Source organism: Streptomyces sp. XM83C, from assembly GCF_023072675.1.
In the GTDB taxonomy this organism is placed as follows: Bacteria; Actinomycetota; Actinomycetes; order Streptomycetales; family Streptomycetaceae; genus Streptomyces; species Streptomyces thermocoprophilus.
In genome coordinates this window covers 1-13383 of the sequence record NZ_JALLGL010000180.1, presented here as the reverse complement: position 1 = coordinate 13383, position 13383 = coordinate 1, and the positions used below count along the sequence as shown (strand labels likewise).

Genomic DNA, 13383 nt, shown 5'->3' with positions numbered 1-13383 from the left:
CCCCAGCCCGCCCCCATCCCGCCGCAGCTCACCGAGGCGCGCCGAGTCCTGGGCCCTGCCACCCCCACTCGCGCAGCACCGCCTCCACACCGGCCGCGATCCGGCGCCGCGCCTCGTGCCGCGCGACGCCGCTCATCAGCAGCGTGTCGTACGGCGTCTCCAGGTGCCGTACGGACGCCACCACAGCTGACACCACGGCCCGCTCGGACAGGGCCCGCCCCTCCGCGCTGCGGCCGACCCGGCCGCTGCCCCGCACCGAGGCGTGCGCGGCGATCGCCCGGGCCCGGTCCGGTGGGCAGCGGGGGAAAATCCTGAGGATCTCCGCCGCGAACGCCTCCGCGAACCGCGCGTCCTGCACCGCCCGCCGCCGTGCGTCCCGCGCGCGTCGCCGTCGCCGCGCCTCCGCGTCCGCCAGACAGCGCTCCTCGGCCCGGGCCAGCGCCGCCTCTTCGACAAGGACGCCCTGCCGCTCGTAGCGCCCCTTGCGCCGGTTGAAGCGCACGACCACCGCCGACAGGCCGCTCTCCTCCCGCGATCTACGGGTCAGTGCCGTGTCCCCGCGCGGCAGGAACACCAGATGCCCGAGGTCAGCGCAGTCCAGACAGCGCGGCGCGCCCTCCTCCAGCACCAGCAGTGGCAGAGGGCCACGCCGGCAGGCAGCGCAGTGCTTGCGCCGCAGCGGCTGCACGACCACAGGTCCACCACGAGGGCGGGGAGCAGCGCCGGGAACGACGGTGACGGCCATACCCGGTTCCTTCCCCAGCGCGCGCCGCACCCCATCACCGGCCCCTGACCGCCGCACTCTCCTCACCCCGCACCCCCACAACAGCAGCCACGGCCGCCCCACCGGGGCCGGCCCCGGTGGCAGGACCCCGACGGCGCATGATGGGCCTGTGCGACTCGAAGCGATCACCTGGGAGCGGCTCGCCGACCGTCTCGCCGAGCGGCTGCTCGGCCTGGAGCCGGCCGATGGCGGTCAACGGCCCCGCGTCGCCCTCGACGGCGCGCCCGCCGCCCGGCCCGGAGACCTCGCCGAGCTGGTCGCCGAGGCACTGCGGACACGCGGCCGGCCCTGCCTCGTCGTCGGCACGCACGGGTTCCTGCGTCCCGCTTCGCTCCGCCTGGAGCACGGGCGTGAGGACGTGGAGGCCTACTACGACGGCTGGTTCGACACCGGTGCCCTGTGGCGCGAGGTGTTCGGCCCGCTCGACCCCGACGGTGACGGGCGTGTCCTGCCCGACCTGCGCGATCCGGTCACGGACCGGGCCACCCGCAGCGCCTACGTGCAGCTCCCGCCCGGCGGCGTCCTGTTGCTCCACGGCCCCCTCCTTCTGCGGCACTGGTTCCCTTTCGATCTCTCCGTGCACGTCCTCCTCTCGCCGGCCGCCCTGCGCCGCCGTACCCCCGAGGCGGACCACTGGACGCTCCCCGCCTACGCGCGCTACGAGCAGGAGACCGACCCGGCCGGCACGGCCGATGTCCTGGTCCGCGCCGACGATCCCCGGCATCCGGCCTGGAGCGGCTTCAGAAGCTGACCCGCGCGAGGTGCGGGCGGGGACCGGCGCGACGAGAATTGAGGACGCCGGGACAGCGGTGCGTCCCGCGCCGCGCCGGCCGTCCGGCACAGGGAGGTACTCCATGACCACCGCCGGAGACATCATGCACCGGGGCGCCCAGTGGATCCCCGCTCACGAGACCCTGGACCGCGCCGCGCAGCTGATGCGTGAACTGGGCGTCGGTGTCCTGCCCATCAGCGACGAGAACGAGCGGCTCTGCGGCATCCTCACCGACCGCGACATCGTCGTCGGCTGTGTCGCGCTGGGCCACGACCCGTCCCGGGTCACCGCCGGTGACCTCGCCCAGGGCACCCCTCGCTGGATCGACGCGAGCGCCGACGTCAGCGAGGTGCTCCAGGAGATGCAGGAGCACCAGATCCGCCGCCTTCCCGTCATCGAGAACAAGCGCCTCGTCGGCATGATCAGCGAGGCCGACCTCGCCCGGCATCTGACGGAGGAACAGGTCGGCGCCTGGGCCGAGCACGTCTACGCGGGCGGCGGTACCTCGAATCTGTGAGGCGGCCGGATGCGTCGCCGTTCCCGCGTGGCGGGCGGCGACGGCCGGTCACAGCCAGCCGTTGCGCCGGAATCCCCGGTACAGCGCCAGACAGGCCACGGCTGTCACACCGATCACCAGGCCGTAGCCGAACCTCCAGTGCAGCTCCGGCATGTGATCGAAGTTCATGCCGTACACACCGCACACCATCGTCGGTACGGCGATCACCGCCGCCCACGCCGTGATCTTCCGCATGTCCTCGTTCTGCGCCACCGTCACCTGCGCCAGGTGCGCCTGGAGGATGGAGTTCAGCAGCTCGTCGAACGCGGCGATCTGCTCGGTCGCCCGCAGCAGATGGTCGGACACATCACGGAAGTAGGCCTGTATCTCCGGTTCGACGACCCGCGTCGGCCGGTCCGCGAGATCCAGCAGCGGCCGGCCGAGCGGGATCACCGCCCGCTTCAGCTCCAGCAGCTCACGTTTCAGCTGATAGATCCGCCCCGGGTCGGCCCGCGCGCCGCCCTCCGTGAACACATCCGTCTCGACCTGCTCGATGTCCAGCTGCACCGCGTCGATGACATGCAGATACTCGTCCACGACATGGTCGGCGACCGCGTGCAGCACCGCCGACGGCCCCTTGGCCAGCTGTCCCGGATGCGCCTCCAGCTCCTCGCGCAACGGGCCGAGCGAACCGTGCCGGCCGTGCCGCACGGTGACCACGAAGTCCACACCGACGAACACCATGATCTCGCCGGTTCCCACCACCTCGCTCGTCTCGGTCAGCTCCTCGTGCTCGATGTAGCAGACCGTCTTGAACACCGCGAACAGCGTGTCGTCGTACCGCTCCACCTTCGGCCGCTGGTGCGCCTCGACCGCGTCCTCCACCGCCAGCGGATGCAGATCGAACAGCTCGGCGATGCCCGCGAACTCGTCGTTCGTCGGCTCGTGCAGCCCCAGCCAGACGAAACCGTCCCCGCTCTTGCGGACCGTCCGCACCGACTCGATCAGATCCTCACCGCCGGGCAGGCGCACACCGTCCCGGTACGTCACGCACTTGACCACCGAGGAGCCCAGCGGGGACCGTGCCGGATGGCTGAGGTCGACACGGGGGCGCCGCCGCGCCAGCCGCGCCACCCTGCGCAGCCCGCCGACCCGGTCCGTGACCTTCCGCAGATTCCCGGCCATCGACATACCGAACCCCCCGTGCGGATCTCCCGAGCGGCGCACCGCCGCTGCCGTGCCTGGTCGCGCCAGTGTGCCAGGACGCAGCAGGGCGCGGGCGGGCCTGTGGAAAGCACGGATTCCGCTTGGTTCCCGCCTGTGGAAGAACAGCCGCGGCACCCCGAGCGCCGGACCCGCTGCCACTCCCGGACCCCCGACCCGGCGGCGCCCCGACCGCTCGAGCCGGGCGAGTCGGCGGGCCGCGGCACGGATCTCGGTGACGGCGCCCGAGGGCCCGCACAAACCGGCGTCCCCGCGCCCGGCGTATCCTGGCCGGGCCCCGTGGACCGGACACGGAGCGTCGCCCCGGCGTGATGATCCGGGCAACTGGGATGATCGGAACATGACGCGAACCGACGACGGGTACCTGCTCGAAAACCGCCAGAGCGAGGCGGCGGAGCGCTTCGCCGCCTTCGCCGAACTCTTCGACCCCACCACGTTCCGGCACCTGGAGGCCCTGGGCGTCGGCCCCGGCTGGCGGTGCTGGGAGGTCGGGGCCGGCGGCACTTCGGTGGTGTCCTGGCTCGCCAAGAAGGTCGGGCCCACCGGGAAGGTGTTCGCCACCGACATCGACACCACACAACTCACCCCCGTGGCCCGCCCGCCCGTCGAGGTACGCGTCCACGACGTCGGCGCCGAGGAACCTCCCGCGGAGGGCTTCGACCTGGTGCACGCCCGGCTCGTACTCGTCCACGTACCGGACCGTGACCGCGCGCTGGCGTCCATGGTGAGGTCGCTGCGGCCCGGCGGGCGGCTGCTCGTTGAGGACGCCGACCCCGCCCTGCAGCCGCTCGTCTGCCCCGACGAGTCCGGGCCCGAACAGAAACTGGCCAACCGGCTGCGGCATGCCTTCCGCACCCTGCTCGACCGGCGCGGCGCCGACCTCTCCTACGGCCGCCGGCTGCCGCGACTGCTGCGCGAGGCCGGACTGCGGCGCGTCGAGGCCGATGCCTACTTCCCGCTGGCGTCGCCCGCCTGCGTGGCACTGGAGTCCGCGACCGTCCGTCAGATCCGCGGCCGGCTCGTCACCGCGGGCCTCGCCACCGACGAGGAGATCGACCGGCACCTCGCCAACATCTCCTCCGGCAGCATGGACCTGGCCACCGCCCCGATGATCTCGGCATGGGGGCGGAAGGCCTGACCCTCCCCGAGGTCACACCACGTCAGCAGACGTCCTCACCGTCGGCCGCGGGCCTGCCGCCCACCCGTTCCACCGCCTCCGCGCCCGCCCGGCAGCCCTCCGCCGCCGCGGCCTCGGGCGCGGCACCGGCGAGGAGCGCGGCGAGAAACGCACCCGTGAAGGCGTCTCCGGCGCCGGTCGTGTCCCGGGGCTCGGCCGGTACGGCCGGGACCCGCGCCGTGACGGCACCGCCCCGCGCCACCAGCGCCCCCAGCGGGCCGAGCTTCGCGACGACCAGCGGCACCCGGCGGCTCAGCGCCGCCGCCGCGTCGCCCGCATCGGACAGGCCGGTCAGCAGGCACGCCTCGTCACGGCTGGGCAGCAGCACCTCCACCCCGTCCACGAGTGCGAGGAAACGGTCGGCCCCCAGCTCCGTCAGGAACCCGGCCGACGCCGGATCGAGACTCACCGGCACGCCACGCGCGCGTGCCGCCGCGAGCGCCGTCGACAGCAGCGCCCTGCTCCGTTCGGAGAACAGCAGATAGCCCGACAGATGCAGCCGCGTCACCCCGTCCAGCAGCCCGTCCGACCAGTCGTCGGACGTCAGGCGCAGCGACGCCCCGCTGTCGGTGAGGAACGTCCGCTCCGCCGCGGACCCCTCGTCGACCAGGCAGATGACCGTGCCCGTCGGCGCCTCCGCATCCACCACGAGCCTGGGACGCACCCCGCAGGCCGACAGCTCCCGCTCGTGCCACGCCGCCGCGTCCGCGCCGACCCGGCCGAGGAGCCGTACCTCCCCGCACCCGCGGCGGGCCGCCCAGCAGGCCACGTTGGCACCCGCGCCACCGGGCAGCGTGCGGATCACCGCCGCCGTGTCCGTGCCCGTGGCCAGCGGCCCCCGGTGCAGGGCCACCACGTCGGTGACGACATCCCCGACGACCAGCAGCGCGCCGTGCGGCCCGCCCGTCACGCCCCCGCCCAGGCCGCCGCGATCCGCCCGGCCAGCCGCACATTGCCCCGTACCGCCGCCAGGTTGGCGCTCAGCGAGGCGCCGTCGGTGTGACGCACCAGATGGTCCAGCAGGAACGGCGTGACGCCCTGTCCGGTCACCCCCTGCTCGTCGCACGCCCGCAGCGCGTCCTCGAGCACACGTGCGTGGACCTCCGGATCCAGCTGCTCCGCCTCGGGCACCGGATTGGCGACGATCAGCGCCGACCCGCCCCCGCCGAGCGCGTCCTGGGCCCGCATCACCTCGGCGACCTGCTCCGGCGTGTCGAGCCGCCAGTCCACGGGATGCCCCGAGTCGGAGAGGTAGAAGCCGGGGAAACGGTCCGTGCCGTAACCGGCGACCGCGACGCCCAGCGTCTCCAGCCGTTGCAGCGTCGCCGGAACGTCCAGGATCGATTTCACGCCCGCGCACACCACCGTGATCCGGGTGCGCGCCAGCAGACCCAGATCGGCCGACTCGTCCTGGGTGACCGTCCACTGCCGGTGCACCCCGCCCAGACCGCCCGTCGCGAAGACCCGCACCCCGGCGAGCGCCGCCAGGTGCGCGGTCGCCGACACCGTGGTCGCCCCGCTCGCCCCGGCCGCCACCGCCAGCGGCAGATCACGGTGGCCCAGTTTGCGGATGCCGTCCTCGTTGGCGACCCGCTCCAGCTGCCCCTTGTCCAGCCCCACCCGCGGCCGCCCGTCCAGCACGGCGATCGTCGCAGGCACGGCACCCTCGCCCCGTACCGCGGCCTCCAGCTCCAGCGCCACCTGGAGGTTCCTCGGGCGCGGCAGCCCGTGCGCGATGATCGTGGACTCCAGTGCCACCACCGGCCGGCCCGCGTCGAGCGCCTCCCGCACCTCTTCCGACACCATCAGCACCACGGTCTGCCTCCTGTCTGTCGGTCCTCCCTCATCTCTGGCGATCAGCTTGGCCGGTCAAACCCTTGTGAGCCCCACGGACCGAAAGCAGCCTGGAGGCATGACGGACAACTCCACGCGTCTCGACCATGTCGTGCTCTGGGTGCGCGACCCCGCCGCCTCCACCGCCTTCTACCAGGATGTGCTCGGACTGGAGCCGGTGCGCCTCACCGAGCACAAGAACGGGGAGGCACCCTTCCCGTCCGTTCGGGTCAGCGACGAGACCATCATCGACCTCATGCCGGTGGCGCGGGCACCGCGGCTGACCATGGTCCCCGGCGCCGACGGCAGCACAGGACACCCCGTCAACCACATCTGCCTGTCCGTGACGGAAACCGCCTTCGACGCGCTGCTGGAACGGCTCCGTGAGCGGGCCGTGCCGATGTCCGGCGTCTCCCACAACTCTTTCGGAGCGCGCGGCCGGGCCGCCCGCAACGTCTACTTCCGCGACCCCGACGGCAACGTCATGGAAGTACGCCACTACGACTGACCCGAGCCGATCCCGCCGGCCGGCCGGAGCGCCTCTCCGGCCGGCCTGCGCCGCACCCGGCCCTTTCCCGCCGGAGGCCCCGCCCGGCCGTCGCGAGCGGGGCGGCGCCCAAAGCCCCCGTCAGAACAGCGGCTCCGGCAGCACCCCTTCCAGGGCGAGCAGCTTCCGCTTCGTCTCCAGGCCGCCCCCGAAACCGCCGATCCCGCCGTCGCTCTCCACGACGCGATGACAGGGCACCACCACCGGCAGCGGATTGGCGCCCATCGCCAGCCCCACCGCCTGCGCCGCCCCCGGCTGCCCCACCCGACGGGCGAGATCGCCGTACCCCACGACCGTGCCGAACGGCACGCCACAGGCCAGCTCGCGCAGCACCTGGCGGTTGAAACCCGACACCAGCGACCAGTCCAGCGGCAGCTCGAAGGTGCGCCGCGCACCGGAGAAGTACGCCTCCACCTGGCGTATCGCCTCGGCCAGCAGCGGCGAGGCCGGATCCTCCACGGGTTCGGTCCCCAGACGCTCCGCCAGCTGCCGCACCGCCCGCTCCCGCACCGCGTCCGACGCGTGGAACACGACACGGACCAGCCCCGCACCGGTGGCCGCGAGCAGCAGCGGACCGATGTCCGTGCCGACGACCGCCCACACGACCCGTTGCTCGACCTGCCCATCGCTGTTCATACGGCCACCGTACGGCCCGGCACCGACAGCGCCCCGTGGAGCGGGCCGCGCGCCGCTCCACGGGGCGTCCCGTCAGTCGCCCGAGACAGCGTCGCGGACCACGTCCGGCTTGTTGGTGATGATGCCGTCGACGCCGTAACCGGCCACCCGCTGCGCGTTCGCCGCGTCGTCGACGGTCCACGTGAAGACTTCCATCGCCTTGCCGTGTGCCCCGGTGAAGGCGTGCACCGCGGCCACATAGCCTGCGGAGATCGTTCCGTAGGACGGGTTGATCTGATCGGTGAAGGCGGCGTACGTGGGCAGGTCGGCGACGGCCGGCGTGCCCAGGAAGCCCGTCTTCACCGCCGGCTTCAGATCGTGCACCGCGCGGATGCTGTCCGCGCTGAAGCTCTGCACCACCAGCCGGCTCTCCACATGCGCCCGGTCCAGCCAGCCCTGGTTGGCGAGCACCTTCAGCGTCTGCTGCTCGATCCCCGGATACAGCTCCGGGTTCTTGATCTCCAACAGCAGCTGCTGCCGGTTGCGCTCCACGCGCCTCAGATACTGCGTCAGCGTCGGCACACGCGCGCCCGCGTAGGCGGCTCCGAACCAGCTGCCGGCGTCCAGCCGGGCGATCTCCGCGGCGGTGAAGTCCTTCACCTTCCACGGCGCACGGTCGGGGAAGACCTCCTCCGCGTCGGTGGTGCGCTTGAGGTTGTCGTCGTGGATCACCACGAGTTCGCCGTCCTTGGTGCGCTGGACGTCGTTCTCCACCCAGCGGATGCCGAGTTCGGCCGCCTTGTCCACGGCGGCCAGCGTGTTCTCGGGAGCGTAGGCGGAAGCGCCCCGGTGGGCGACGACCGTCGGCGGGGCGCCGAGGTCGTCGGCCCGGGCGCCGGGCGCGGCGACCAGGAGGCAGGTGGTGGCCAGGAGCGCGGTGGTCGTGGCGGCAACTGCGCGCGCGTGCATGCGTACTCCTCGCGTCGAGCGATCACGGACAGCTCAACTCTGACAGCAGAGTGTGAACGACGGAGGGGTGCAGGACGGCCACATCTCGAACGGTGTTGCTCAAGTCCGCTCACTGGTGCCGCACATCTGCGGCAGCGGCGTGATTCTTTGCCGGAAAATCGTTCGACCATTCCGGTGGACGTCATACTCTTCGCACTCGGCCCTGACCGCTCGCGCGGCGCTGGGAGGGTGCTTTTTTCAGTGGATTCCGGGACGGAACAGGGCGGAAGGGCAGCCGCGCATGCAGGGCACGGTCGACGGTTTCACCTACGGACTCGTCACGCCGCTGGTGGCCTACCTCATGGCCTGCCTCGGCAGCGCCCTCGGACTTCGCTGCACCACCAGAGTTCGGCGTGTCGCGGGCTCATGGCGGCCCGGCTGGCTCGCCCTCGCCTCCGCCGCCATCGGCTCCGGCATCTGGACCATGCACTTCATCGCGATGATGGGCTTCACCGTCGCCGAGGCGCCCATCCACTACGACAAGCCGACCACGTTCGCCAGCCTCGGCCTCGCCGTCGTCATGATCGGCGTCGGCATCTTCATCGTCGGCTACCAGGGGCCGCGCCCTCGCGGCGCCGCCCTGTTCACCGGCGGCACCGTCACCGGGCTGGGCATCGCGTCCATGCACTACCTGGGCATGGCCGGTATGCGCCTGGACGGACGGATCGAGTACGACACGCCCAGCGTCGCCGCCTCCGTCGTCATAGGCATGGCTGCCGCCACCGCCGCACTGTGGGCCGCCGGCCAGGTCCGGGGATGGTGGTGGAGCGTGGGCGCCGCCCTCATCATGGGTGTCGCCGTCAGCGGCATGCACTACACGGCCAGGGCCGGCGTCAGCGTCCACCTCCACGCGACGGGGTCACCCACCGTCGGTGACTCGCCCGCGAGCCTGCTCGCCCCCATGCTGATCGGCCCGCTCACCTTCCTCTGCCTCGCCGCCGCCGTCGTCCTCCTCGACCCGAAGACGGTCACCGGCAGCCCCCGCCAGGCCCCGCCCGAGCCCGAACCCGGCGTCCCCGCCCGGGCCCACGCCGCGCACACCGCCCGCCGCCCGGGCCCGCGCCCGCGCCGTGACCTGGGCCGACGCCGGGTCCGCAGCCCGCAGAGCCGCTGACCGAGGCCGCATTGTCAGTGGTGGGTCGTACGGTGGGTTCATGCGGCCCGTTTCCCACATCGAACGCACGGTGGCGCCCTTCGAGGTCGTCAGCCCCTACCAGCCCAGCGGTGACCAGCCGGCGGCCATCGCCGACCTGGCCCGCCGTATCGAGGCCGGTGAGAAGGACGTCGTCCTGCTGGGCGCGACCGGCACCGGCAAGTCCGCCACCACCGCGTGGATGATCGAGAAGCTCCAGCGCCCCACCCTCGTGATGGCGCCGAACAAGACGCTCGCCGCCCAGCTGGCCAACGAGTTCCGGGAGCTGCTCCCCAACAACGCCGTCGAGTACTTCGTCTCGTACTACGACTACTACCAGCCCGAGGCGTACGTCCCGCAGTCGGACACCTACATCGAGAAGGACTCCTCCATCAACGAGGAGGTGGAGCGGCTGCGGCACTCCGCCACCAACTCGCTCCTCACCCGGCGCGACGTCGTCGTGGTGGCCTCCGTCTCCTGCATCTACGGCCTGGGCACCCCGCAGGAGTACGTCGACCGGATGGTCCCCCTGCGGGTCGGCGACGAGATCGACCGGGACGAGCTGCTGCGCCGCTTCGTGGACATCCAGTACACGCGCAACGACATGGCGTTCACCCGCGGCACCTTCCGTGTGCGCGGCGACACCATCGAGATCTTCCCGGTCTACGAGGAGCTGGCCGTCCGCATCGAGATGTTCGGCGACGAGATCGAGGCGCTCACCACGCTCCACCCCCTCACCGGCGAGATCATCAGCGACGAGCAGCTGCTGTACGTCTTCCCCGCCTCGCACTACGTCGCCGGCCCCGAACGCATGGAGCGGGCCGTCAACGACATCGAGAAGGAGCTGGCGGAGCGGCTGGCCGAGCTGGAGAAGCAGGGCAAGCTGCTGGAGGCGCAGCGCCTGCGCATGCGGACGACGTACGACATCGAGATGCTCCGCCAGATCGGCACCTGCTCCGGCGTCGAGAACTACTCGATGCACTTCGACGGCCGCGCCCCCGGCACCCCGCCCAACACCCTGCTCGACTACTTCCCCGAGGACTTCCTCCTCGTCATCGACGAGTCCCATGTCACCGTGCCGCAGATCGGCGCGATGTACGAGGGCGACGCCTCCCGCAAGCGGACCCTCGTCGAACACGGTTTCCGGCTGCCCTCCGCCCTCGACAACCGGCCGCTGAAGTGGGAGGAGTTCCAGGAGCGCATCGGCCAGACGGTGTATCTGTCGGCCACCCCCGGCACCTACGAACTGTCCCGGTCCAACGGCGTCGTCGAGCAGATCATCCGCCCCACCGGCCTGGTCGACCCCGAGGTCGTCGTCAAGCCCACCGAGGGACAGATCGACGACCTGGTGCACGAGATCCGCAAGCGCACCGAGAAGGACGAGCGCGTCCTGGTCACCACACTCACCAAGAAGATGGCCGAGGACCTCACCGACTACTTCCTGGAGCTGGGCATCCAGGTGCGCTATCTGCACAGCGACGTCGACACCCTGCGCCGCGTGGAGCTGCTGCGCGAACTGCGCGCCGGCGAGTACGACGTGCTGGTCGGCATCAACCTGCTGCGCGAGGGCCTCGACCTGCCCGAGGTGTCCCTCGTGGCCATCCTCGACGCCGACAAGGAAGGCTTCCTGCGGTCCGGCACCTCCCTCATCCAGACCATCGGCCGGGCCGCGCGCAACGTCTCCGGCCAGGTCCACATGTACGCCGACAAGATCACCCCGGCGATGGAGCGGGCCATCGACGAGACCAACCGGCGCCGCGAGAAGCAGATCGCGTACAACGAGGCCAACGGCATCGACCCGCAGCCGCTGCGCAAGAAGATCAACGACATCGTCGCGCAGATCGCCCGCGAGGAGGTCGACACCGAGCAGCTGCTCGGCACCGGTTACCGCGCCAAGAAGGACGGCCGCCCCACCAAGGCGCCCGTGCCGTCCCTCGGCGACAAGGCGAAGGCCGGCAAGGCCGCGAAGACCAAGCCCGCCAAGGGCAGAGCGGCGGACGGCGTGCCCACCACCACACCCGCCGCAGAACTCGCCGAGCAGATCGAGGAGCTGACGGAACGCATGCGCGCCGCCGCCGCCGACCTCCAGTTCGAGATCGCGGCCCGGCTGCGCGACGAGGTCGCCGAGATGAAGAAGGAACTGCGCCAGATGAAGGAAGCGGGCCTGGCCTGACCCCTCGTCGGCCGCCCCGTGACCGGGCCCCCGCACGGCACGCACTGTGTTGCAAGACCGACACAAACAGTGCACCGGGGTTCGGTACGGTCGGCGGACCTGCGTAGGGTGCTGGTCAACCGCGAACTCTGCGGCCAACAGGGGACTGTTTCGAGAGGGGAATCACCGCGTGACCGTCAACATGACCAAGGGTCAGGCCATCAGTCTGCAGAAGAACGACGGGGGCAGCCTGACCGCGGTCCGCATGGGTCTCGGCTGGCAGGCAGCCCCCCGGCGCGGCCTGTTCGGCTCCCGTACCCGGGAGATCGACCTCGACGCCTCCGCCGTGCTCTTCGCGGACAAGCAGCCCGTGGACGTCGTCTTCTTCCGTCACCTCGTGAGCGACGACGGCTCCGTGCGCCACACCGGTGACAACCTCGTCGGCGGTGCCGGCCAGGGCGGCGACGACGAGGCCATCCTCGTCGACCTTCAGCGCGTCCCGGTCCACATCGACCAGATCGTCTTCACCGTGAACTCCTTCACGGGCCAGACCTTCCAGGAGGTGCAGAACGCGTTCTGCCGCCTCGTCGACGAGACCAACGGGCAGGAACTCGCCCGCTACACCCTCGCCGGCGGCGGCGCCTACACCGCGCAGATCATGGCCAAGGTGCACCGCGCGGGCACCGGCTGGACGATGACCGCTCTCGGCACCCCCGCCAACGGCCGCACCTTCCAGGACCTGATGCCGAGCATCCTCCCGCTCCTGTAGCGGACCCGGGGGCAGGGACAGGCGAACGGCACGGACGACACGGTGACACAGGGGGACGGAAGGCGATGACGGCCGAGCTGGTGCGGGGGCAGAACCACCCGCTGACCCAGGTCCGCCTGGAAGTCAGGATCTCGGCCGGCACCCCGGTCGTGGCAGCCGCCACCCTCAGCGACGAGCAGGGCACGGTACGGGGCGTGGAGTGGGTCGCCCACCCCGGCGCCCCCGCCCTCCCCGGCGTGGAGGTGTCCCGGCAGGCAGCCGCCGAGCACCGGCTCGCGGTCGACCTGGACGCCGTCGCGGACACCGTGCACCGCGTCGACGTGCTGCTCGCCCTGCCCACGGACGGGCGCGGACCGGTCCGTTTCGGCGCGGTCGCCGCGCCGTTCGTCGCCGTGACCGGCGTCGACGGCACCGAGGTCGCCACCTTCACCCTCACCGGTCTGGATGCCGAGTCCGCCGTCGTCGCCCTGGAGCTGTACCGGCGTCAGGGCGCCTGGAAGGTGCGCGCCGTCGGCCAGGGATACGCCGGCGGCCTGGCAGAACTCCTCACCGACCAGGGGCTGGCCGAGGCCCGTGCCCTCGCCGACGGCATCCAGGCGGCCGTCGCCCACAGCCACGCCCGTGCCGTCCCGGCGCCCGCCTCCGGCACGGCCGACACCGACCGCGCCCACCGCCACGCGGCTGCCGCCCCGGACACCACGGGCCTCGGCGACCGCAGCGGCCCGACCCCGCAGACGACGGGCACGTACGACGCACCGCAGGCCGGGCCCGCGGACCCGGCCCGCAGCGGCCAGACCGCCGGGCCGGCGCAGACGGGCGGGGCCGGTCCCGTCGACTAAACGCACCCCTGTCTCTTTTAAAACTCTCACGCTGC

General features: G+C 72.1%; 13 protein-coding genes and 1 pseudogene. 8 read left to right on the top strand and 6 right to left on the bottom strand.

Features of this window, described 5'->3' with window-relative positions; translation table 11 throughout:
* Positions 1-28: 28 nt before the first annotated feature.
* The gene (locus tag MTQ10_RS19955) at positions 29-745 is read right to left on the bottom strand and encodes a DUF2293 domain-containing protein (protein WP_247469979.1); all 717 of its coding nucleotides are present in this window, start codon (positions 743-745) and stop codon (positions 29-31) included.
* Positions 746-893: 148 nt separating this feature from the next.
* Here MTQ10_RS19955 and MTQ10_RS19950 point away from each other — a divergent pair, with 148 nt between their 5' ends.
* The gene (locus MTQ10_RS19950) at positions 894-1535 is read left to right on the top strand and encodes a uridine kinase (RefSeq protein ID WP_247469978.1); all 642 of its coding nucleotides are present in this window, start codon (positions 894-896) and stop codon (positions 1533-1535) included.
* 103 nt (positions 1536-1638) lie between these two features.
* A complete protein-coding gene (locus tag MTQ10_RS19945; RefSeq protein ID WP_247469977.1) occupies positions 1639-2073 on the top strand; it encodes a CBS domain-containing protein in 435 nt (144 codons plus the stop codon).
* Positions 2074-2121: 48 nt separating this feature from the next.
* On the opposite strand, the gene MTQ10_RS19940 is transcribed toward MTQ10_RS19945, so the two are convergent.
* The gene (locus tag MTQ10_RS19940) at positions 2122-3243 is read right to left on the bottom strand and encodes a magnesium and cobalt transport protein CorA (protein ID WP_247469976.1); all 1122 of its coding nucleotides are present in this window, start codon (positions 3241-3243) and stop codon (positions 2122-2124) included.
* A gap of 373 nt (positions 3244-3616) precedes the next feature.
* Between MTQ10_RS19940 and MTQ10_RS19935 the strand changes: the two genes are divergently transcribed.
* Positions 3617-4414, top strand: a complete 798-nt coding sequence (locus MTQ10_RS19935; RefSeq protein WP_247469975.1) for a methyltransferase domain-containing protein — start codon at positions 3617-3619, stop codon at positions 4412-4414.
* A gap of 22 nt (positions 4415-4436) precedes the next feature.
* Here the strand turns inward: MTQ10_RS19935 and MTQ10_RS19930 are convergent, their stop codons facing one another.
* Complete coding sequence (locus MTQ10_RS19930; RefSeq protein ID WP_247469966.1) at positions 4437-5363, bottom strand: carbohydrate kinase family protein; 927 nt, start codon at positions 5361-5363, stop codon at positions 4437-4439.
* Positions 5360-6268, bottom strand: coding sequence for a pseudouridine-5'-phosphate glycosidase (locus tag MTQ10_RS19925; RefSeq protein WP_247469964.1), 909 nt, complete (start codon positions 6266-6268; stop codon positions 5360-5362). Before MTQ10_RS19925 ends, MTQ10_RS19930 begins: the two co-directional genes overlap by 4 nt.
* A 97-nt stretch (positions 6269-6365) precedes the next feature.
* Between MTQ10_RS19925 and MTQ10_RS19920 the strand changes: the two genes are divergently transcribed.
* On the top strand, positions 6366-6794 hold the full coding sequence (locus tag MTQ10_RS19920) for a VOC family protein (protein WP_247469962.1): 429 nt from the start codon (positions 6366-6368) through the stop codon (positions 6792-6794).
* Positions 6795-6914: 120 nt separating this feature from the next.
* On the opposite strand, the gene MTQ10_RS19915 is transcribed toward MTQ10_RS19920, so the two are convergent.
* Both MTQ10_RS19915 and MTQ10_RS19910 read right to left on the bottom strand, forming a co-directional pair.
* Complete coding sequence (locus MTQ10_RS19915) at positions 6915-7469, bottom strand: methylated-DNA--[protein]-cysteine S-methyltransferase (RefSeq protein WP_247469960.1); 555 nt, start codon at positions 7467-7469, stop codon at positions 6915-6917.
* Positions 7470-7541: 72 nt separating this feature from the next.
* Positions 7542-8417: a glycerophosphodiester phosphodiesterase gene (locus MTQ10_RS19910; protein ID WP_247469958.1), complete on the bottom strand. Its 876-nt coding sequence runs from the start codon at positions 8415-8417 to the stop codon at positions 7542-7544.
* Between the two features lie 280 nt (positions 8418-8697).
* Between MTQ10_RS19910 and MTQ10_RS19905 the strand changes: the two genes are divergently transcribed.
* The 4 genes and pseudogenes from MTQ10_RS19905 to MTQ10_RS19890 form a co-directional block, all read left to right on the top strand.
* On the top strand, positions 8698-9570 hold the full coding sequence (locus MTQ10_RS19905; protein ID WP_247469956.1) for an MHYT domain-containing protein: 873 nt from the start codon (positions 8698-8700) through the stop codon (positions 9568-9570).
* Positions 9571-9610: 40 nt separating this feature from the next.
* Positions 9611-11761 (top strand): excinuclease ABC subunit UvrB, encoded by a 2151-nt coding sequence (gene uvrB, locus MTQ10_RS19900; RefSeq protein WP_247469955.1) that lies wholly within the window; start codon positions 9611-9613, stop codon positions 11759-11761.
* Positions 11762-11930: 169 nt separating this feature from the next.
* Positions 11931-12509 (top strand): TerD family protein, encoded by a 579-nt coding sequence (locus MTQ10_RS19895; RefSeq protein WP_247469953.1) that lies wholly within the window; start codon positions 11931-11933, stop codon positions 12507-12509.
* A 65-nt stretch (positions 12510-12574) separates the two neighbouring features.
* A pseudogene (locus tag MTQ10_RS19890) lies at positions 12575-13339 on the top strand (TerD family protein); the annotation flags it as partial.
* Positions 13340-13383 lie beyond the last annotated feature (44 nt).